Annotated in this window: 22 protein-coding genes; 5 read left to right on the forward strand and 17 right to left on the reverse strand. The window is 48.3% G+C overall.

The genetic code is table 11. The annotated features are described in order from the left end of the window. Positions 1-1242 carry a glycosyl transferase gene (locus tag MHM95_RS08840; RefSeq protein WP_138509406.1) on the reverse strand — a complete coding sequence of 414 codons (1242 nt, stop codon included), beginning with the start codon at positions 1240-1242 and terminating at the stop codon, positions 1-3. Continuing rightward, positions 1235-2962: an HAD-IIB family hydrolase gene (locus MHM95_RS08845; RefSeq protein ID WP_239385062.1), complete on the reverse strand. Its 1728-nt coding sequence runs from the start codon at positions 2960-2962 to the stop codon at positions 1235-1237. The genes MHM95_RS08840 and MHM95_RS08845 overlap by 8 nt, the downstream gene beginning before the upstream one ends. 258 nt (positions 2963-3220) lie before the next feature. Between MHM95_RS08845 and MHM95_RS08850 the strand changes: the two genes are divergently transcribed. Beyond that, a complete protein-coding gene (locus MHM95_RS08850) occupies positions 3221-3490 on the forward strand; it encodes a YfhL family 4Fe-4S dicluster ferredoxin (RefSeq protein ID WP_239385063.1) in 270 nt (89 codons plus the stop codon). Position 3491: 1 nt separating this feature from the next. Here the strand turns inward: MHM95_RS08850 and MHM95_RS08855 are convergent, their stop codons facing one another. The 13 genes from MHM95_RS08855 to trmJ form a co-directional block, all read right to left on the reverse strand. After that, a complete protein-coding gene (locus MHM95_RS08855; protein WP_045979701.1) occupies positions 3492-3734 on the reverse strand; it encodes a hypothetical protein in 243 nt (80 codons plus the stop codon). Positions 3735-4014: 280 nt separating this feature from the next. Further along, entirely contained in the window at positions 4015-5391 is a 1377-nt protein-coding gene (locus tag MHM95_RS08860) for a Gfo/Idh/MocA family oxidoreductase (RefSeq protein ID WP_239385064.1), read from the reverse strand. A 128-nt stretch (positions 5392-5519) separates the two neighbouring features. Beyond that, positions 5520-6593: an aminoglycoside phosphotransferase family protein gene (locus MHM95_RS08865; protein WP_239385231.1), complete on the reverse strand. Its 1074-nt coding sequence runs from the start codon at positions 6591-6593 to the stop codon at positions 5520-5522. A 4-nt stretch (positions 6594-6597) separates the two neighbouring features. Continuing rightward, complete coding sequence (locus MHM95_RS08870) at positions 6598-7503, reverse strand: sugar phosphate nucleotidyltransferase (protein ID WP_239385065.1); 906 nt, start codon at positions 7501-7503, stop codon at positions 6598-6600. Positions 7504-7617: 114 nt separating this feature from the next. Further along, on the reverse strand, positions 7618-9051 hold the full coding sequence (locus MHM95_RS08875) for an NAD-dependent succinate-semialdehyde dehydrogenase (protein WP_239385066.1): 1434 nt from the start codon (positions 9049-9051) through the stop codon (positions 7618-7620). Positions 9052-9126: 75 nt separating this feature from the next. Next, positions 9127-9465 carry an ISC system 2Fe-2S type ferredoxin gene (fdx, locus tag MHM95_RS08880; RefSeq protein WP_022943778.1) on the reverse strand — a complete coding sequence of 113 codons (339 nt, stop codon included), beginning with the start codon at positions 9463-9465 and terminating at the stop codon, positions 9127-9129. A gap of 3 nt (positions 9466-9468) precedes the next feature. Next, the gene (gene hscA / locus MHM95_RS08885) at positions 9469-11331 is read right to left on the reverse strand and encodes a Fe-S protein assembly chaperone HscA (RefSeq protein ID WP_239385067.1); all 1863 of its coding nucleotides are present in this window, start codon (positions 11329-11331) and stop codon (positions 9469-9471) included. A gap of 30 nt (positions 11332-11361) precedes the next feature. Then, positions 11362-11886 (reverse strand): co-chaperone HscB, encoded by a 525-nt coding sequence (gene hscB, locus MHM95_RS08890; RefSeq protein ID WP_022943776.1) that lies wholly within the window; start codon positions 11884-11886, stop codon positions 11362-11364. 88 nt (positions 11887-11974) lie between these two features. After that, complete coding sequence (gene iscA / locus MHM95_RS08895) at positions 11975-12298, reverse strand: iron-sulfur cluster assembly protein IscA (protein WP_022943775.1); 324 nt, start codon at positions 12296-12298, stop codon at positions 11975-11977. 11 nt (positions 12299-12309) lie between these two features. Then, positions 12310-12693, reverse strand: a complete 384-nt coding sequence (gene iscU / locus MHM95_RS08900; protein WP_022943774.1) for a Fe-S cluster assembly scaffold IscU — start codon at positions 12691-12693, stop codon at positions 12310-12312. A 35-nt stretch (positions 12694-12728) separates the two neighbouring features. Beyond that, the gene (locus tag MHM95_RS08905; RefSeq protein WP_045980587.1) at positions 12729-13946 is read right to left on the reverse strand and encodes an IscS subfamily cysteine desulfurase; all 1218 of its coding nucleotides are present in this window, start codon (positions 13944-13946) and stop codon (positions 12729-12731) included. 30 nt (positions 13947-13976) lie between these two features. Beyond that, positions 13977-14468, reverse strand: coding sequence for a Fe-S cluster assembly transcriptional regulator IscR (gene iscR / locus MHM95_RS08910; protein ID WP_239385068.1), 492 nt, complete (start codon positions 14466-14468; stop codon positions 13977-13979). Positions 14469-14680: 212 nt separating this feature from the next. Next, positions 14681-15412 (reverse strand): tRNA (cytosine(32)/uridine(32)-2'-O)-methyltransferase TrmJ, encoded by a 732-nt coding sequence (gene trmJ, locus MHM95_RS08915; protein ID WP_022945496.1) that lies wholly within the window; start codon positions 15410-15412, stop codon positions 14681-14683. 206 nt (positions 15413-15618) lie between these two features. Here trmJ and suhB point away from each other — a divergent pair, with 206 nt between their 5' ends. Next, on the forward strand, positions 15619-16422 hold the full coding sequence (gene suhB, locus MHM95_RS08920; RefSeq protein WP_022945497.1) for an inositol-1-monophosphatase: 804 nt from the start codon (positions 15619-15621) through the stop codon (positions 16420-16422). A 74-nt stretch (positions 16423-16496) separates the two neighbouring features. Here suhB and MHM95_RS08925 read toward each other — a convergent pair whose 3' ends face one another. Both MHM95_RS08925 and MHM95_RS08930 read right to left on the reverse strand, forming a co-directional pair. Beyond that, complete coding sequence (locus MHM95_RS08925; RefSeq protein ID WP_152440245.1) at positions 16497-18590, reverse strand: TonB-dependent receptor; 2094 nt, start codon at positions 18588-18590, stop codon at positions 16497-16499. Between the two features lie 82 nt (positions 18591-18672). Then, on the reverse strand, positions 18673-19338 hold the full coding sequence (locus MHM95_RS08930) for a tRNA-uridine aminocarboxypropyltransferase (RefSeq protein ID WP_343224299.1): 666 nt from the start codon (positions 19336-19338) through the stop codon (positions 18673-18675). A 57-nt stretch (positions 19339-19395) separates the two neighbouring features. Between MHM95_RS08930 and MHM95_RS08935 the strand changes: the two genes are divergently transcribed. The 3 genes from MHM95_RS08935 (at position 19396) to MHM95_RS08945 (ending at position 21836) form a co-directional block, all read left to right on the forward strand. Continuing rightward, positions 19396-19938 carry a GNAT family N-acetyltransferase gene (locus MHM95_RS08935; protein WP_239385070.1) on the forward strand — a complete coding sequence of 181 codons (543 nt, stop codon included), beginning with the start codon at positions 19396-19398 and terminating at the stop codon, positions 19936-19938. Positions 19939-20046: 108 nt separating this feature from the next. Beyond that, positions 20047-21342: a hypothetical protein gene (locus MHM95_RS08940; protein ID WP_239385071.1), complete on the forward strand. Its 1296-nt coding sequence runs from the start codon at positions 20047-20049 to the stop codon at positions 21340-21342. Further along, a complete protein-coding gene (locus tag MHM95_RS08945) occupies positions 21342-21836 on the forward strand; it encodes a hypothetical protein (protein ID WP_045980583.1) in 495 nt (164 codons plus the stop codon). The genes MHM95_RS08940 and MHM95_RS08945 overlap by 1 nt, the downstream gene beginning before the upstream one ends. Positions 21837-21844: the final 8 nt, after the last annotated feature.

Consider the following 21844-nt stretch of genomic DNA (forward strand, 5'->3'; position numbering starts at 1 on the left):
CTACCCCGCCTTGCGTATGTGTGCGCTGAACTGCTGATTATCAAGCTCAACCGCTTCACGTAAACGGGCAAACACGTCAGGCATCGCCGACACCACGCGGTTCCAGCTGGGTACGAAAGGCGCTTCCATCGGATGCTCTAAAAAATGTTGCCCGGCGTGCATAATATTTTGCGCGAACATCTCCACCGCCTTCTCTTCTTGGTGAATATCGAGGCTTAAACCATTCATAAGCGCATCATTATGATAGGTTTCGACAAAATCCAAGGCAATGCGGTAGTAAGTTGCTTTCAGTGAGCGAATGGTTTCGGTGGTAAAGGTTTCCCCTTGGGTGGCAAGCTTGCGAAATAATGCTTTGGTAATATCCACCGACATTTTTGATAGCCCAGCGTTTCTATCTTCCAAGGAAAGATCTTGGTGTTTGTGGTCATAGGTCTGGGCAATATCGACTTGACATAAACGGTTGTGAGCGTAGTTGCGGTACATCTCCGAAAGCACGCCAATCTCTAAACCCCAATCACTGGGGATACGAATATCATTGAGCACATCTCGGCGAAACGAAAATTCTCCCGCTAAGGGGTAGCGAAATGAGTCCATGTACTCGAGGTAATCGGTGCTACCTAAAACCGTTTTGAATGAGCGCAGCAGTGGCGTCACCAATAAACGCGAGACTCGGCCATTGATTTTTCCTGCCGCAGTACGGGCATAAAAGCCCTTACAGAACTCATAGTTAAAGCGTGGGTGGGCCACTGGATAGATAAGCCGAGCCAGCAGTGCACGGTCATAGGTAAGAATGTCGCAATCATGCAAAGCGATAGATTCAACTTTTGATGCTGCAAGGGTATAGCCCATGCAATACCACACATTACGCCCCTTCCCTAACTCCTTAGGGGCCACACCAAGGGCCTGTAGCTCACTATCCAAGGCACGTAAACGCGGGCCATCATTCCATAGTACCCGGTGTTTTTGCGGCAATTTGTCGAAAAATGTCAGCGCATGACGGTACTGTTGCTCGTCAGCTCGGTCCAGGCCTATGATGATTTCATCGAGATAAGGCACTTGTTGCAGGTGATTCACTATGTTTCCTAACGCGGGGCCTTCGAGTTCGGAAAAAAGCGATGGCAGAATAAGACCCATGGGCCGTTCTTGGGCAAATTGCACCAACTCCCCTTCAAGTTCAGCGACCGAACGCTGAGAAATATTGTGGAGTGTTGTGACAATGCCATTTTGATGAAAATCAGCCATGGTTACGCACCTCATCTGCTGCTAGTTGCTCTTTGATCAGCGCTAAACTACTGAGCGTTTCCTGCCAACCTCGCGGCCCGGCATGAACACTGAATAACGCGCTGCGTTTTTTTAAAATCGGGGCTGTGTTTTCGCTGTTCGCAATAACTATCGCAGTGTCTGCCGCCTCTAGCATTGCCACATCATTATGGCTGTCGCCCAGGGCGATGCTGTGCAGTGGGCAACTATATTGCGGTGCCAGCATTTGCATCACATAGTGCAGCGCTTTGCCCTTGTTCACTCCCAGACTCAGGTGCACAAAGCGCCCACCGCGCAACACTTCACATCCTAATTTCTGCGCCGCCAGCGTGAATTGCTGTAACACCTCGTCACTACCTTGCCAGTAAAGCGGATCGCTGTAATGGCGTGTTTGCGCTTGTGTTAATGTCTCTCCAGTGAGGCCAGTTAATGCACTTAAGCGCTTAGACGATAATTGACTAAAAGAACGAAAGCTGTCACCGAATTGTTCTGCCAAAGCAGAAATGCACTGTTGTAAGGTCACTAAAGGCGGGGCAAAGGGCATGATCCAATAGTTATCGCACTGCTGAGCAGCTTTAGGTGGTGTAATAAAGTGCCCTTTGGGCACGTACAGAGCGGCGCCATTTTCGCAAATAAAGGGCAAGTCTAGGTGTAAAGCCTGGCACAGCGCATGGATTTCCGCCGCTGTTTTACTGGAATTAACGATCACTGGCACCTGCGCCTGACTCAAAGCATTGAGTAAGGGCTTCGCCTCATCACACTGATAGCTGTGATGATCTAATAAAGTGCCATCCAAATCGGTAAAGACCACCGGAAATGCCGACCCCTGAGTGGCTAGTTTATTATCGCATTGGTAAATGTGTCGTGTGTTATCAAGGTGATAAACTACATCACAGTGCGCGGGTAAGTGAGCTAAACAATGGCGGGTTAAGCGCTCAAAATAGCTAATAAAGGATTTTACTCCTTGCTCGTCGAGTGTGTGCTCACTGGCTCCATGGCGGGCAATAAGCTGCTGCTCTTGCTGCCAACGCCACGCTTGCACAGTATCAAAGCTGGGCGCTTTCAACATGATGCGAATATCGGCAGCGTTGAAAACCGCTTGATACTCATTGGCCAAACGTGAATTCACACAACGCCGCCAGCGGCCATCTGGATCTTGGTTCTGCTCTAGGCTATTAACCGCGACGTTAAGCTCACACGGGCTTTGTGGCTGCGCACCAACACACCAGCCTTCAAGAATAAACACATCAATGGGGCGCTCAAAATAAAGCCAATTCTCTAACGGCTCGCGGTCATCGGTGGCTTTATTGAATCGCGGTACTCGGATACCACGAGCTCCGTCTTGAATTCGTGCGATCACTTTATTGAGCAGTGCAATATCATGGGTGCCCGGCACACCTCGGGTGGCAAACAGCGGGTGCACTGACTGCGCTAACTGTTCACGTACCGCTCTTGGGAAGTAGAAATCATCTATAGAGCACGCGCAGGTATGCAAAGCAAAGCGCTGTTGTAGTGCTTGCGCCAAGAACGCTGCTAAGGTGCTTTTACCCGACCCTTGCGCACCATTTATGGTGATAAACAACGCCTGTCCAGGTTGCTTACTATTTGCTAATTGCTGCGCCAGCGGCATGAAGTGGTGCTGAATTTGCAATTTATAACTCGACTGCAACTGTTGCGCTGATATAAATTTTTCAATATCCATGCCGTGCTCACACAAGGTTCGATTGTAACTATGAAGGTAATTTGCAGGACTTAGGCCAAATTGTAAAAGGCGGCCTTTTCATAAGGTTAGTAAATAAGCGAAGAGTAAGCGCACCAAAAAAGTGCAAAAAGGAGTGATTATGCGCTGCTATCGCACTTTGTTTTAGATCAAGCAAAGTAGTAAAACGATCACTAAAAGGCTGTGCTTGAACCACGTTTTTTGTACTATCGCGTCCGCGCTGAAACAAGGGGAGTCGTGATGGCTTTATTAATCAACGATAAGTGTATTAACTGCGATATGTGTGAGCCCGAGTGCCCTAATGGCGCTATTTTTATGGGCGAAGAAATCTATCAAATCGAGGCGAGTAAATGCACTGAATGTGTTGGTCACTATGATCAACCAACCTGCGTGCAAGTATGCCCTATTGATTGCATAAAACCAGACCCTGCACACAAAGAGAGTGTGGAGCAGCTTGCCGATAAGTATGTACGCTTAACCGAACAATCTGCCCACTACGGCAACACATAAATTACGACCGAGGCGCAGATGTATTGCTTTTCTCTGCGGTATTCACATCATCATCAAGTGCTTGCTCTAGCAAATTAGAGACACTCGCTCGCAGTGCTTCACGTTGCGCTTGTACAAAGTTTTCAAGTGCTTGCTCAGCCGCTTGTTTAACGGCTAATTCCACCTCTTCGGCTAGACTGGCCGCTTGAGTAGAAAAGCTCAATGTCATTACAGTAGTGATAAGTGCGATACGTGCGAATTTCATAGTTGTATTCCTTTTTCAGTTTAATTAAAGCATCTATTGATGCGCTTACTGTAGGAATATCAAGGTCCGTGCCAAAAATTTAAATACATAATTATCAATAACTTATATACTTATCACGCGTTTTATTCGCAGCAAAGCTGTCCGTCTGTGGACACATATGCGTCCGCAATCGGACACTTTTGTTGTATCAGCTTGCTTATCACCGCAACCAAAAACAGCCATTGCTCGATAGACTCCCCCGACACAGACTCAGTATCAAGCTATCGAGGTTAAAGATTGGTTAAGCGCCAACTATCCCCAATGGCGTGGCGCTTTTCCAGGCACCACGAGTAAAGTCAGGAATACTCAAGGACTCACTGCGATTAGCCACCGACTGCGCAGATAAGGGAGAGATCACTGACCAAGCGGCGCCATCGTATACATCTTGATCCAATGGCTCACCATTGCGCAGACAGTAGATCATGCGCCAAAACATCAAGAAATCCATCCCCCCATGGCCACCATTATGCTCTGCTTGTGCACCCATTTTTTGCCATAAGGGATGATCGTATTTGTCATACCATGGCTGCATGTCGTACTCCCACTCATGGAAGCTTTTGTCGCCTCCTTGCTCCAGAGCGATGCGATTAGGGAAGCCGGCAAACACGCCGTTGGTTCCTTGGATAAGATTATGACGACTATAAGGGCGAGGAGTAGTGGTATCGTGCTGAACCATAATACTGCGCCCTTTAACGGTTTTTATCAGCGTGGTATTCATATCGCCAGCTATGAATTCCATTTGATTACGCGAGTGTTCGGGGGGAAATTCGCGCTGTGCATACGCAGCACGTCCTAATGCTGGGGAGCTCATGGAGGTGAGGTAATCGAAACGATCGCCACGATTGATATTCATGTATTGCGACACCGGACCTAAACCATGTGTTGGATACAAGTTACCATTACGTTTGGTGTGCCATGCAGTACGCCAAGAGCCGGTCTTATGGGTGATCTCTTTCATTTGCCAACGCAGCTCATGAATGTACGCAGCTTCACCATGGAGTAACTCACCAAATACGCCCTGGCGCACCATATTTAACACCATAAGCTCATCGCGACCGTAATTGACGTTTTCCATCATCATACAGTTCATTTGCGTGCGCTCAGCGGTATCCACCAGCTCCCACATTTCTTCTACAGTCAACGCCAGTGGCACTTCAACAAACGCGTGCTTGCCGCTTGTCATGGTATCGATAGCCATCGGCGCATGCCATTGCCAGGGCGTGGAAATAATAACAATATCAATGTCATCACGTGCGAGCATATCGCGATAAGCATAGTCACTATCGCCGTAGGCAGTGGGCTTGGGTTGACCGTTATTAACAACGAACTCAACGCTGCGCTCCAGCACTTCTTGGTGGGTATCGCAGATAGCTTTGATTTCGGTGCCTGCAATGGCACTCATGCGCTTTACATGGCCGTAGCCTCGTTGACCAACGCCGATAAAGCCGACCCGAACAACCTCCATTTTAGGTGCCACCAAACCGATCACTGAGCTGCCTTGGCGTGCAGGCGTCACTGCTTGTTGTGAACTGGCACAGCCAGCCAAAGAGGCGGTTGCCGCCCCAGCGGCACCCGCGCCTGCGGCCTTAATGAAATCGCGTCGATTAAACTGCTTCATAATCTATTCCTTGGTAAATGCGTCACTAGCACGCTATCGCAAAGCGATTGGCTAGGCAAAAGGAACAGGATGAATAACGCGCTGGTTGGAGCTGTCGTCAGCTGAGATAACGCGACGACAGCAAAAGACTAAGCGTGATCGATCAGTGGTTTTAGTGTGTCAGTGTTATTGATGAGATCGCGGTACAAGGCAAACTGATTGTTTGCTCTGTCCAAATTATGCTCGGGGTACTTAGTGGCAAAGTACTTATCGCCATTAATATAATCAGTTAAAAAGCGTACACCAATCATAAATGGCATCACTTGCGCACCGAGCCAAAAACTGCGTTTTTCCTGTACCGTGATCAGCCCTTTTAATGGCTCAATATAACCCTCAACAATAGCGGCAAATATATCTTTACGCACCCGCACATTACTAAGCTCGGTACTGTCTTCGGGTTCAGGCGAGCAAAAGGTACGGACCATATCACCGAAATCAAATAACCAATAACCTGGCATACAGGTATCAAGGTCAATGACCGCCTTGGCCTGATCGGTTTTGTTGCTAAAGAGCATGTTATTTATCTTGGTGTCGTTATGACATGGGCGCACTGGAACACAGGTCACAAGTTCTGCCAGTTGGTGCACAAGATGAGTTTGCTGTTGGCAAAAGGCTAATTGCTCACCCACCTTTGCTACACGCCCTTGGCTATCCGCTTGCACCGCTTGCTCGAGCATGTCCAAGCGCATTGCTAAGTTATGAAAGTCCTTAATCACCGGATAAAGCTGCTCGGCGTCGAAATCCTCAAGCGCTGCGGCAAATTGACCGAACGCATTCGCCGCGACCTTCGCTTGGCTTGGTGAGCGCACCACTTCCTCGCTGTAACTACCACCGATAAACTCCAATGCACGCCATTTCTCACCGTTGATATCGAGTAGGTAGCGCTGATCTGTAGTGGCTACATGTTTAATAATATCAAGCTGGTATTGTTGTTTATGATGCTTTTTAAGTAAGTGCTGTTCGATTTTACGGGCATTCGCGACCAGCTTATCAGGCTTAGGAAACACATCGGTATTGAGGCGCTGTACCACGACCGCGCCGTGAGCATGTTTCAGTAACATGGTGGTATTAATGTGACCATTGCCAATGGGATTTAAACTAAGCTGGGTCGGCTCAAAGCCGAACTGGTGCGCCAATAATTGCGCATGAGAGTCTGTATTCATAGGTTCAATCTTGAGTGCCGCTTCGCTCATTGCTTAATCCCTTGAGCTGTTTTATTTTTTTTGCGATTACAGCGAGTTCATCTTTATAAGTCATGCCGAGCCAGGGCTGTGTGGCAGGGTAAACATCAACGGTCGCCAAATGATGGTCAATGCAATATTGTATTTGATCGGGAAGATAATACTCTTTTTTGACACCGTTGTCAGTGCGCGCCAAAAAGCGCTCGAAATTATCCGCTAACACATCAAATAATGCTCGCCCTACACCCCAAAAGGTCATTGACGCGAGCGCTCCTGAATCAATTTGTAACCTTTCATCCTTATCATTATAGCCGACAAGCTCGTCATCAACGTTTTGAATATTAAGCACTTCATCAACACGTTGAAGTTGATTATGGCTGTTAAGCTGACAGATCCCCCGATTCACGCCGCCCTGCTCACTACAGGTACTCGCCACCGGGTAAGCAACACAGGCCCAGTGCTCACTGTGCTCAAAGTGTGCCACCATTTGCTGATAGGCGTGCTTACCATAATAGTCATCGGCGGTGATCACGATGGCTTTATCCCTCACCTTGTCTCTCGCACATAGCAAAGCATGGCCAGTCCCCCAAGGCTTGTTGCGCTCATGTACTAAGTGAGCATAAGCCGCTGGTACATCACTGATATGTTGCTCGACCAAGTCAACACTCATGTCCTTTGGTAATTGCGGTAATATATGCTCGCACAGCGTCGCCCGCACTTGTTGATTTATGACCAATACCACATGGCGCACTCCCGCCTGATAAGCGTCTTCAATACTCAATTGCATTATGGTCTTTTGCAAACCCGGCAATACCGCCACCTGCTTGGCGCCACCAAAACGACTACCTAAGCCGCCAGCAAGAATAACTAAACTTAGCGTTGCTGCACTCATATTCGTCCAATTACTACGACAAAAGGTAGAGTGTACAGATAACTGAGGGAGTTGAGCAAATAGTTGGGAGGGAATCCAGATGAGACGCGTTTGCACGCGCCCCCACTTAAGCTGTTAATCAAGGTTGAGACACAAATACTTCTCTTCGAGGTACTCTTCTAACCCTTGGTGTCCCCCTTCACGGCCAAGACCAGACTGTTTCACCCCGCCAAAGGGGGCCACTGGATTAGAAATGAGTCCTTCATTGATACCTACCATGCCATATTCAAGCGTCTCTGCGACCCGGTGTATCTGGGCTACATCTTGACTGTAAAAATACGCAGCTAAGCCGTAGGGAGTGTCATTGGCCTGTTGTAGTGCCTGTTGTTCATCTTTAAAAGTGGCAACCGTGAGCACTGGGCCAAAAATTTCCTCACGACTGATACGCATCTCACTGGTAACATTACTCAATAACACTGGCGCCACAAAATTTCCTTCAAGGCTTTGGCGCTCGCCCACTAAGGTCGCGCCTTCTTGCAGCGCCGAGTCGATAAGCTCATTCACGTTAGTTTTGGCTTGTGGGTAAATAAGCGGGCCAATATCAACACCCTCTTCGGTGCCAGGCCCCACCTTTAATTTGGCCACTCGCTGCTGTAACTTAGCAAGCAACTTGTCGGCAATGCGTTCGTCAGCTAAAACACGATTAACGCAGACGCAGGTCTGCCCAGCATTGCGAAACTTACTGGCAATGATACCATCAGCCGCTTTATCTAAGTCGGCACTGGCGAACACCAGTAAAGGTGCGTTGCCCCCCAGCTCCATAGAAGTGCGCTTAATGGTACTCGCGCATTGTTTTAGCAGCTGGCTGCCGACCTGGGTTGAGCCAGTAAAGGTGAATTTACGTACCACTTCACTGATGGTGAGTTGCTCTCCTACCGCTTTAGCATCATCACTAAGCAGAACATTAAAGGCGCCCTGGGTGAAACCCGCTTGGTGCGCCAAGTGAGCCAGAGCTAAGGCACACAATGGTGTGTGTTCTGAGGGCTTAAGCACAAAGCTACAGCCCGCCGCATAAGCAGGTGCAACCTTACGAGTGATCATGGCAATGGGAAAGTTCCACGGGGTAATGCCAGCAACTACACCAACGCCTTGCTTAATGACACTAATACGATGCTCAGGCTTGCTAGCTGGAATAGTTTCACCGTAGCTACGTTTGGCTTGTTCAGCAAACCATTTTACAAACCCGGCACCATACGCAACCTCACCTTGCGATTCGGCTAACGGCTTACCCTGCTCCAGCGTCATCAGCTCAGCAAGGCTGTGTTGATGCTTCATAATCAACTCATACCAACGGTAGAGTACTTCGCTGCGCTGCTCAGCAGTGGTTGTTTTGAGATCTTTAAAAGCACGTTGTGCACTCGTTATTGCCTGCTCTACCTGAGAAGGGCTCACCCTTGAGGCACGCACTATCTCGCTCCCATCGGCGGGGTTAGTTACGGCAAACTCCCCCTCTCCTTTTAGCCATTGCCCATCAATAAATGAGTGTTGAAATATCCAAGCTGAATCCATAACGCGCCTCCAAAACAAAAAAGCCGCTGAAGATAAATTACAGCGGCTTTTTGCATAAATTAAGTTCGAACCAAATTAATGCTCTTCATTAACGATGTTGAGGTTGTATTTGGGAATTTCAACCACTAAGTCTTCGTCATGAATTTTGGCTTGGCACCCAAGGCGTGATTCGGCCTCAAGTCCCCAGGCTTTATCAAGCATGTCATCTTCAAGCTCATCACTTTCTTCTAAAGAATCAAACCCTTCGCGGATCACCACGTGACAGGTAGTGCAGGCACAAGATTTTTCGCAAGCATGGGGAATACTGATGCCATTTTTCAGTGCCACATCAAGGACTGTTTCGCCCTCTTTTGCCTCTAAAGCCGCGCCATCGGGGCATAATTCATCATGGGGTAAAAAGATAATTTGTGGCATTGCTTATACCTCGTCTACTGACTGGCCCGTAAGAGCCTTTTTAATGGATGCATCCATACGACGCGCAGCAAACTCGCTGCTGGCCGCATCAACTTTCTCAATTGCTTGTTTAATTTGCTGTGGCTCATCGGCCTGACTGCTAACTTCCGTGAGCTCCGCCATGGCTGCTCGCAGCGCATTCAACTCTTGCTCATCAAGCAAGTGACTGTCGGTTGCCAATGAAGCTTCTAGTGCCTCAACAACCCGTAGCGCCTCTACTTGCTGCTCTTTAAGCATACGCGCTTGCATGTCCTCTTTAGCGTTGCTCATTGACGATGTAAGCATCTCGGCAACCTGATCATCAGATAGACCATAAGAAGGTTTTACCTGAATCTCTGCTTGCACACCGGTGGATTTTTCCATCGCCGTCACACTGAGTAAGCCATCAGCATCAACATTAAAGGTAACCCGAATATGCGCTGCACCGGCGGCCATTGGCGGGATCCCTTTTAAGCTAAATTTCGCCAGAGAACGACAATCGTCAACCAACTCTCGCTCGCCCTGCAAAACATGCAACGACATGGCTGTTTGCCCATCTTTAAAAGTGGTGAACTCTTGCGCCCGTGCAACCGGAATTGTGGTATTGCGGGGAATGATTTTCTCCACCAAGCCACCCATGGTTTCTAACCCTAAAGACAGCGGCAACACATCAAGCAATAACATATCAGAGTCAGGCTTATTACCGACTAAAATATCGGCTTGAATCGCAGCGCCGACAGCAACAACACGATCTGGGTCAATGCTGGTTAATGGCTGTTTGGCAAAAAACTCGGCCACTTGCTCACGTACTATTGGCATTCGAGTCGAGCCACCGACCATCACCACTTCGAGCACTTCTTCGTTGCTGATCTGGGCATCTTTTAACGCCCGGCGACAGCTGCGTAAGGTTTTCTTAACCAGCGGCTGTGCCAGCTCGGCAAACTGTTCGCGGGTCACGGTAACGGTGTAAGATTGACCATCAAATTCCAATACCACATTCACTTTGCCATAGCTTGTCAGTGCTTCCTTACAGGCTTTGGCTTTATTGATAAATAACCGTAAGGTATTGGCCGTTAATTGCGTAACGCTGGTTTGCTGCTTAAAGTAATCCACTAGCAAAGAATCAAAGTCATCGCCGCCCAGAGCGGAGTCGCCACCGGTTGCCAGCACTTCAAACACGCCTTTGTTTAAGCGCAAAATAGAGATATCGAAGGTACCGCCACCGAGATCATAAACGGCAATCACCCCTTCTTGGCCCGAATCTAAACCGTATGCCACCGCTGCTGCGGTTGGTTCATTCAGTAAGCGCAACACTTTTAGCCCTGCTAATTGAGCCGCATCTTTGGTGCTTTGGCGCTGGGCATCATCAAAATAGGCAGGCACGGTGATCACCGCCCCGGTGATGTCCTCACCGCCGAAGCTTTGCTCGGCGCGGTTACGCAATGCTTTGAGAATCTCACTGGAAGCTTGTACTGGGCTAACATCGCCTTGACGAGTGTGAATGTGCAGGCTGTTATTGGTATCAGTGAACTGATACGGCAGCTGGCCGTAACTGGCCTCGATTTCCGCTTGGGCTTTACCTAAAAAGCGCTTAACCGAGATCAGCGTATTATGAGGGTCATCTGCAGCGTGCTGCTGCGCGTCAGTGCCGACGACCACGTCTTGCTCTAAATAACGCACGACAGAGGGTAAAATAGCCTCACCTTGCTCATTAGCTAAGGTTTTTGCCTCACCGCTTTGCACCGTGGCAACAAGCGAGTTGGTGGTGCCTAAATCAATTCCCACAGCGAGTTTGTGTTCATGTGGTGCCGCGCTTTGCCCCGGCTCAGCGATTTGCAATAATGCCATGTAATCTAAAAAACCTTTTCGTTTAATGCGCTAATCAAATAACTCATCTTCAATGCGTTCTAGTTCGTCTCGTAACTTGTAGACAAACTTCAGTTTGCGCACGTCATCTGCAGCCTTGTGCCATTGTGCTGAATCGTCGCTCGCTAACAGCGTCGCGAGTTCATTGCTGTATTGCTTATCTAAGGCAGCAATGTGCTTTTCAAACTCAGCGATGGCCGCATCCGGATCGCTGGCTGATTGCAATTCTTCAAGCTCTTCACGCAGCTCCATTTGCTGCATCAAAAATTCAGGGTCTTGCAGCGTCTGTTGTTCACCGCGTAGGTCCACCCCAAGCTCAGCCAGCATATACTCTGCGCGCTTTACTGGGTGCTTAAGCGTTTGCAACGCATCATTGATTTCCGCTGTTTTTTGCACGGCGACGAGTTTATCTCGCTCACTGCCACCACTGTGTCTGTCTGGGTGAGCAGCACGTTGCAACTCTAAATAGCGCTCATTAATTAAGGTTAAATCAACCGTAAAGCTGACTGGAATAGAAAATAGTTCAAAATAACGCATTGGTTAAACCCTATAATGAAAAGCCCTACATCGGGTAGGGCTTAAAAACGTGCGATGCACACCGCTTGGGCGTACTCACTGCTGGTTATTAAACAGTGAAGCTCTCGCCGCAGCCACATTCACCACTTTGGTTCGGGTTATTAAACTTAAACCCTTCATTCAACCCTTCTTTGGTGAAGTCCAATTCAGTGCCATCAATATACACCAGGCTTTTTGCATCAATGATCAGGGTTACACCCTTGTCTTCGAAGGTTTGATCTCCTTCGCTGAGCTCGTCGACAAACTCTAGCACATAGGCAAGCCCCGAACAGCCGGTGGTTTTGATCCCCACACGCAAACCTATGCCCTTGCCACGGTTTGCGAGGAAGGATTTAACTCGGTCTGCTGCTGAGTCTGTTAAGGTGATTGCCATATACTGCCGCCTTATTTGTCTTGCTTGCTCTTGTAATCTTTGATTGCTGCTTGGATTGCATCTTCCGCTAGGATTGAACAGTGAATTTTCACTGGTGGTAACTCTAGCTCTGCACTGATATCGGTATTTTTGATAGTTGCCGCTTCATCTAAGGTTTTACCTTTCACCCATTCGGTGACCAGCGATGATGATGCGATTGCACTACCACAGCCATAGGTTTTGAACTTAGCGTCTTCAATGACACCTGTATCAGATACCTTGATTTGCAGCTTCATAACGTCACCACACGCAGGTGCACCGACCATACCGGTTGCAACGCTGGGATCGTTTTTGTCTAGAACGCCCACGTTACGTGGGTTTTCAACATGATCAATTACTTTATCACTGTATGCCATAACTTTTACCTCGCTACCTTGTCATTCGCCAAGGCTTAATGATGTGCCCATTCTACCGATTCTAAATCAATCCCTTCTTGGTGCATCTCCCACAACGGAGACATTTCACGCAAGCGGCCAATGGACTCTTTAATAAGTTTTACGGTGTAATCGATTTCCTCTTCAGTGGTGAAACGACCAATACTGAAGCGAATCGAGCTGTGTGCTAGCTCATCGTTACGACCTAGTGCACGCAGCACGTAAGACGGCTCCAAGCTTGCTGATGTACAGGCTGAGCCAGAAGATACGGCAATGTCTTTCACTGCCATTAACAGCGACTCACCCTCAACAAAGTTGAAGCTAATGTTGGTAATACCAGGAACCGATTGCTCCGGTGCACCATTAAAATACACTTCGTCCATGTCGTTCATAATGCCGTCAATTAAACGCTGACGTAGGGCACTGATGTGTGCATGGTCTTTATCAAAATCTTGTTTGGCATAACGAAATGCTGCGCCCATACCAACGATTTGATGCGTTGCCAGCGTGCCCGAACGCATACCACGCTCATGACCACCACCGTGCATTTGTGCTTCTAAACGCGCACGTGGCTTACGGCGTACATATAATGCACCAATGCCTTTAGGGCCATATACTTTGTGGCCTGAAAATGACATGAAGTCGACTTTCAACTCTTGTAAGTCAATTTTCACCTTACCGGCGCTTTGGGCGGCGTCGACATGGAACATAATTTTACGTTCGCGACACATCTCACCGATGGTGGCGATGTCTTGAATGACACCGAGTTCGTTATTAACGTGCATCACGCTCACCAAAATGGTGTCGTCACGCATTGCTGCTTCCAGCTTTTTCAAATCAAGTAGGCCGTTTTCTTCAACGTCCATATAAGTTACTTCAAAGCCCTGACGCTCAAGCTCACGGCAGGTATCGATCACCGCTTTGTGCTCGGTACGCACGGTTATCACGTGCTTACCTTTTTTCTTATAAAAGTTAGCGGCGCCTTTAATAGCTAGGTTATTCGATTCAGTTGCACCTGAAGTAAATACAATTTCACGAGCATCGGCGTTGATTAAATCGGCGATGTCATGACGCGCCTGATCGACCGCTTCTTCCGCTTGCCAACCGAAGCGGTGTGAACGCGATGCGGGGTTACCAAAATTACCTTCCATTGTCAGGCATTGCATCATTTCTTCGGCAACGCGCGGGTCCACCGGCGTTGTTGCTGCATAATCTAAATAAATCGGTAACTTCATTACTTTCTCCGCTTACGGCAACCTAGTTGCTTACAGTTGACAGCTGACTTGAATATTTTCTAACTTGCTAATGGCATCATTGAGCTGTTTATCTTGGCGATGGGCCACTTCTTTAATGTCAGATTTGCTGACTAACTCAGATAAACTAATACCATGTAAAAACTCTTCTATGCGCTGACTTAAGTCAGACCACAAAGTGTGGGTTAAACAGCGCATGCCGCTTTGACACCCACCATCAGCGCCATGACAACGAGTGGCATCCACCGACTCATTAACCGCACTGATAACATCGCCGACCGAAATAGCACCGGCTTCTTTACCTAGTAAATAACCGCCGCCTGGACCGCGCACTGAGGTCACTAACCCTTGCTTACGTAGGCGAGCGAATAATTGTTCAAGATAAGATAATGAGATTTCCTGCCGCTGTGAAATATCGGCAAGGGGAACGGGCCCTGCATCGGTGTGCAGCGCAACATCGAGCATCGCGGTAACCGCATATCTGCCTTTGGATGTTAACTTCATATCGCCCCCATACTCTTCAAGAGTGTGAATTTTAATTACCTGAGTATTAGAGTCAAGTATTTACTGGAAGTACTTGAGTAAAATACTCGGGTATTGACTGTCATTGTAATTACCTGAGTAAAATAGTCAAGTATTAACCTGCAGTGTCCTGCAGTGTATAGAGGGATCATGAGCGCCCCTTCATAGTGGCGCTCTAGTGACGTTTCTGAGTATCAGTCCTGGTTGTTTTGCTGTTTATCTACTGAAGTCAGCATACCGCGCAGAATATTGAGCTCTTGTTGCTCTGGGCGGGCACGGTTAAACAAACGTTTTAGTTTTGTCATCACCTGACCAGGGTGCTGTTTGATGATAAATCCGGTGTTGCTAAAGGTACTTTGCAAGTGTTCATAGAAGCGCTGCATTTGTTCGTTGGTGGGGTACTCGTTGTCGTCTTGTTCGACCGCTTGCTCTTGGGTATCTAAAAACTGCATGCGCGTCTCATAACACAGAGTTTGTACCGCCATGGCTAGGTTCAATGAGCTGTAGTCTGGGTTCGCCGGAATACAGACATGGAAATTACATAGCTGCAACTCTTCATTGGTTAGGCCGCTGTTTTCACGACCAAAAACCAATGCCACAGGGCTGCTCTCGCCCTCTTTAACAAGTTTTTCACCGCATTGACGAGGGTCTACCATCGGCCAGCTCAAAGTGCGAGAACGGGCGCTAGTGCCTATGGCCAATACACAGCCTTCAAGTGCTTGCTCTAGCGTATCGACCACCTGAGCCTGCCCTAAAACATCCGTAGCACCAGCTGCGAGTGCGCTGGCATGACTATCAATTTCACAGGCTGGGTCAACAAGATAAAGGTTACTAAAACCCATGGTTTTCATTGCTCGAGCCGCCGAGCCAATATTACCTGAATGCGAGGTGTTAACCAAAACGATGCGAATGTTCTCAAGTGCCATAGTACGGTGTTTATTCTTTAGTAAATTACAATACGCCGTAGTTTATCATAACCCTAGGTAGAGAGCCGCTGAAAAATTTTTATAAGCAAAACAGCACTGCACAAAAAATCATCAGGTTATTTTTACTCGCGTATTTACTTTAGTTGAAAAACCGCTAGAATACGCCGGCTCGAAATATTGTTCTTTTACAACCCAAAGGTAATGCTATGCATCCGATGTTAAACATTGCGATTCGCGCTGCGCGAAACGCAAGCAAGGTGATTTTGCGCGCCTGTGAAGATTTATCAAAAGTAGAAGCCAGCCAAAAAGGCAGCAACGACTTTGTAACCAGCGTTGATAAAGAGGCGGAAGCCGTTATTCGCGAAACCATCTTAAAATCTTACCCTAACCACAGTATTATAGGGGAAGAGTTAGGCCAACATAATGGCACTGATGCTGACTACCTTTGGGTGATCGATCCCCTCGATGGCACCACTAACTTCATTAAAGATATCCCGCACTTCTGCGTCTCTATTGCCTTAAAGGTCAAAGGCCGTATCGAACAGGCCGTTGTCTATGATCCTATCCGTGGTGAGCTTTTCACTGCAAGTCGAGGTCAAGGCGCGCAACTTAATAGCAAGCGTATTCGTGTTAGTAACGCTAAAGAGCTTTCTGGCACAGTGCTAGCCACAGGCTTCCCATTTAAGCAAAAGCATCACATGGATGCATACATGGAAGCGTTTAAATCGCTATTTGTATACACTGCCGATATTCGTCGCGCGGGCTCTGCCGCGTTAGATATGGCGTATGTGGCGGCAGGCCGTGTTGATGGCTTCTTTGAGATTGGTTTGAAACCTTGGGATACCGCTGCAGGTCAACTATTGGTAAAAGAAGCCGGTGGTTTGGTGATGGATTTTGCTGGCGGGGCTAACCACGAGAAAAGCGGTAATGTGATCTGCGGTTCACCAAAACTCGCTAAAGCTATTGTAAAAGAGATTCGCCCGGTATTAACAGAGTCATTACTGAAGTAATGTCGTGACCGGCGCTTGAACTATCAAGCATAATAGAAAAAACGCGAGCCTAAGCTCGCGTTTTTTATTGCTCTCTAAAAACCGTAGTTAAAGCTGACGCCTGCAACTCTTGGCTCGGCATATTGCACATAAGTTTGCGCGATGTAACCATTCACCGGGTTATTGCCGAATTTAAAGCCGCGATTGTAGTAGTCTTTATCTAGGGCATTGCGCACCCAGAAGTTCACTCCCCAATATTCGGCTTGGTAGCCAACACTGGCATTAACAAGGTTGTAGCTCGGCGACTTTGAATTATGGCTATTTGAGAAATAGTATTCGTCTTTGCCTTCTACCCCTAAATTCACGAATAGCGCGTCGGTGATGTCAAAACGGGCATTCAATGCATACTGATAATGGGGCGCTTGCGCTTGATCGCGGTCACTTTGATCAACGCCCTCAGCGGTAACAAAACCATCGATTTCACTGTCCAGTGCACCGACACTGCCCGTTAAGGTTAAGCGCTTAGAAACAGCATACTCACCTTCAATTTCAAGGCCGTAGTTTTCGCCGCTGTTGCCGTTATCAAAGTAGCCTGCGAACTGCTGGTCTTCGGTTTTCCAGGCTTTTAGCTGGATATTATCGCGATACATGTAAAACGCGGTGATGCGTAAATTAAGGCGCTTATCGGCTGAGCTGCCCTTCACGCCGAACTCAGCATTCCACAAGTACTCTGGGTCGAAAGTGCGATGGTTTAAGAAAAAGTCAGCATCTTGGCTTAACCCTTCGTCATTGGCCTTGGCGATGGCTTCGGCATTGATACCACCGGCTTTGTAGCCTCGGCTGATACTGGTATAAATCATCGTTCTCGGCACTACTTGATATTCAAGCGCCACTTTTGCACCGACCATGGTGTCGTCCACGTTCTCGACGACCGCAGCTGAGTCACTGTATTGGCCCTCATTGCGCTCTACGCGAAGTCCCGTGACCAATCGCGTTTTGTCGCTGATAGGCGTTTCTATTTGCCCATATAAGGCAATATTTTCACTGTCATAGGTCGATGTGAAATCACCGGCATTCCAGGTGTACTGACGCAATAAGTCAACATCACGAGATTGGTAATATAGCCCAGTGACCCAATTCCCTGCTTTACCGCTAAGTTGTAGCTCTGCGGTGTAATCTTGACGGTCACGTTGATAACTATCAGTGGAGCTGTAAGCGTAAGGATGCAAGCCCTCTAAGCACAACGCTGGCTGCTCGGGGTCATTACACACCCAATCTTCATCGTAACTATATAAAAGGTCAGCGTCTAAACCGGTTAAGTTAAATTGCACATCGGCAAAGTTAAAGCCGCTGTAGATGTTGCTCAGCCCCACAGCAACACTCTCTTGAGTATCTTTACCTGGCTCATCGGCCACACTGATACGGGAATTATCTAAGGTGAACGCATCATAGCCGTTATCAATATCCATATAATGAGCAACGAGCTCCGTACGCCAATGCTCAGTAATTTGCGAGTGCAGCTTTATGCGGGCGACTTGCTCATCAATATTTTGACTGTTGCTATCAAGGTACTGGTTATCAACATAGCCGTCTGACTTATTTTGATAGAAGCTCGCGCGCACACTGCTTTTTTCACCAAACCCGGTGCCTGCAGCAATACCGGCATCCCAGGCATTGTAGTTACCCGCGCCGAGCTTCACCTTCACACTGGGCTCCAAGGTTGGCTCAGCGCTTTCCATGTGGATCATCCCCGCGAGCGCATCGGCGCCAAAGCGCGTGCCTTGTGGGCCTCGATAAATCTCTACTTGGTCAACATCAAACAGCATTGCGGCGCCACCGAGGCCGGAGTAATTAATACCATCAATCACCACTCCAACCGATGGGTTAACAGGGTCAACAAACTGCGAACGCAAGCCGATACCACGAATTTGCACAAACTTACCGCGCGACGCGCCGGCAGTAAAATTCACATTAGCAGCTTGGTTAAGTAGCTCATCTAAATATTTGGCTTCGCGGGAGGCAATATCGGCCTCGGAGAACAAGCTTGCGCTAGCGCTAAGCTCTTGGATTGATTCGCTTTTAAAGTCACCCGTTACAATGATTTTTTCAATATCACTTTCATCAGCGTGTGCACTGAGACTCAAACTTTGAGCCACGGCACAGGCCAGCAAACATAGACGTGCATTCATGCGCAGCTTGGCATCCCTAGTGGATTAAAAAAGGAACACCGAGTCTAGCAAAATCAGGCCATTAAATGAATATCTGCGGGGGCTAAACCTTAGAACGTTTACCTTTAAGATAAGCGTTGCGAAAGTCAATAAAATGCTCGGCGAGCTTGGTTGCTGCTTGGTGCTGCTCAGCTAACTCTAAAACCATAATAGCCACTTCGGCTGTCCCTAACTGGTGCTCATGTGGGGCAATACGTAAGCGATAGTCCGACACCTGCTCTGGGGCAATGGATAGCACCGGAAAACCATCTAAATAAGGAGATTTACGCATCATCTTTTTCGCCTCACGCCAGGTGCCATCAAGGAAAATAAACAAAGGCGTTTTGCCCTCAATACGCTGCACTTCAGTACAGACTCGTTGCGGTTCAACGCCTTGCTCCGGAAAAACCACCCACGGCTGGTAACGACTATCTTCTAATAGCGCTAATAAGGCAGGGTCTGGATCGGTTCTATCCCAGCGAAAAGCAAAGTTCTGCGGCACGATATCGGCAATGAGCCGACCGGTATTGGAGGGTTTAAAACTCTCGTTATGATACATCAACAAACACACGGCCACATCACAAGGCACCGTTTCAACCCCGGCACAAATACATAATGACTGCGCTAACAAGCAATGTTCACAACGGCTGAGCTTACTGCCTCGGGCTTTGTATTCGCGTTTGGCATCAGCAATTTGCTGCGCACGAAGTTTTAATACAGAATTAGTCACCACATACCTCAGGTCGACGATAGCCGCTTATTGTAAGCGAATTAAGGATGTAAGAACATGGTAAACCTAACCAACAGCGCGCGATTACGCTTTCGCCTTATGGATCTGAGCGACGCCGAGCTATTGTACGAACTAGACCAAGACCCCAAGGTGATGCGTTACATTAATGGCGGAACGCCCACCTCCAGAGCAAGCATCAACGAAGTGTTTGTGCCTCGCCTTCGCGCCTACCTTAATCCTGCAAAGGGCTGGGGCATTTGGCAAGTCAACCGTATCGCAGATGATGCCTATCTCGGCTGGATACTCGTGCGCCCTTTCGATTTTTTCAGTGACGCACCAAAATGGCACGATATTGAGCTCGGTTGGCGCTTTAAACACTCAGCATGGGGCCAAGGCTACGCCACTGAAGCGGCTCATGCGGTGCTCCATGGTCTTGCTGAACAGCAACCAGAAATACGTTACTTCAGCGCCATTGCGATGGCCGAAAACCTCGGTTCCATCGCCGTCATGAAGCGCCTAGGCATGCGCTTTCAGCGCCAGTATGTACACCATGATCCACTGGGGGACTGGCCCGTTGTCCATTATCAATTAGCGGTGTAACCCACTGTAATGTGAAGTCCCAGCGTTTGAATCTACATTGGTTAGTACACCTAACAGGCACTAAGTGCGTGTTAACCGTCATTACCCTATTGATTCAAGGAGCTGAATATGAGGCTACCCCTCATTGCTGTTGCCACTGTTGGCGCACTCAGTACGTTTGCTAACGGCCATGCGCAAACAACACCCACACAACAGTTAACCCCCCATTTACCCAAAGACATCAGGGTCACCGAGCCGGTCACGTTGCAATCGTTACAGCATGACTTTGATGTATTTTCTTGGCAGTCCTTTATTGCTCTGAATTGGCCTGCAAACGCAGACGGTCTGCCGGATACCAGCAAAACCATAGGCCAACACGGCAACGCTGTGGTATGGCAGCACTACAAGGAAAGTCGCGATATATTTTTAGCTAACGGCGCCAAACCGCCCAGCTGGAAAGAGCACAACCCGCCGCCAACTCAGTGCGATGCACCTAATAATGCCTTAGTGCTGTCGCAAGTGGGTAAAACTCCGAATGTGCTTGATGAAAGCGGTGAGCCGTTTCAAACCGGGCCACTGATAGATCAAAATGGCCAGTACACTCGCTTTGAAATTCTCACCAATAAAAAGATGTTCGATTACATCGTTGATAACGAACTCTATAACCAGCAAGGGCAACATAAATTCAAAGGCGACGCTGACTTCCCGTTTACCGATACTAGTAAGGATAAAGACGGCGCTATTATGATAAAGGCCGCTTGGAAAGTGATGGGCCCGGGCGATGACCGCAGCCGTTTTTATACCGTAGATGCCTATGTGTATAACAACCCCGACGAAAACCAGGGAGTTCAAGCTGCGTGCCAATTGCAGCGAGTTGGTTTAGTTGGCTTTCATATCGCCACAAAAGTAGAAGGCAATCCACAATGGATTTGGTCTACCTTCGAGCATGTTAATAATGCGCCCACGCAAGGCCAGCCGGCAACTAAGCAGAGCTACAACTATTATCAGCCCAACTGCGATGATTGCACTGCGGTGAATACTCCGCCGCCACGCCCTTGGGATCCAAGCACACCCCATACGCAGCCCTCGCAGGTCGAACGCGTAATTGCAATTGACGAGGCGACCAACAAGCTGAACCAGAATTATCATGCCCAACTTAAGCACGCCTTTGCCGAAAGCGTTTGGGTAAACTATGAGCTAGTGAGCACTCAATGGCCCACAGACGCTAACAGTAAAACGGACCCAACTGGCGTCCCAGCCCCCAGCTTTCTTGCCAATACCACCTTGGAGACTTACATACAAGGCGAGGTTAAACAAACGTCATCAAGCTGTATTGGCTGTCACAACAATGCCGCCATGACCAATGGCCGCTTTGCTGATTTCACCTACCTACTACAACGTGCACAAGCCAAAGGAGAAAAGTAATGAGTAAAATGGATAATTTCATCGGCTTGAGTGCCGTTTTAACAGGCTTTGCCGAGAGCAAACTCGCGCCGCAAATCGACCCTATTGATATCAAATCAGAGTACCTGCCGCTGTGGCAAGAAAAGGTTGATGAGCAAAGTAACGGCTTAAGCAGCAAAATTCTCGCCACTTACAGCGACCTAAAAAGCGTTCAACCGCCCTTGTCAGATCAAAAAATTGGTGAGGCCATGCTCAGCGAGCGCAACGGCGCTGACTTCACCATGGCCTGCCGGCAACTGATTTACCTTTGGTATATGGGGGCCTGGCCCAGTGTCCCAAAGGACAATAGTCGTACCGACTTCACCATAGTGTCAAGTAAAGCTTACTCTGCAGGGCTAGTGTGGCAGGTCATGCAAGCCCACCCTATGGGCGATTCGAATGAACGTTACGGCTATTGGGCGGAGAAACCCAGCGCCACATTAAGTGACTTTACCGGCCACAGCAGCGAGCAATAAGGAGTAAC

Origin of the sequence: Pseudoalteromonas sp. CnMc7-15, from assembly GCF_022347925.1 — a bacterium.
GTDB lineage: Bacteria > Pseudomonadota > Gammaproteobacteria > Enterobacterales > Alteromonadaceae > Pseudoalteromonas > Pseudoalteromonas ruthenica.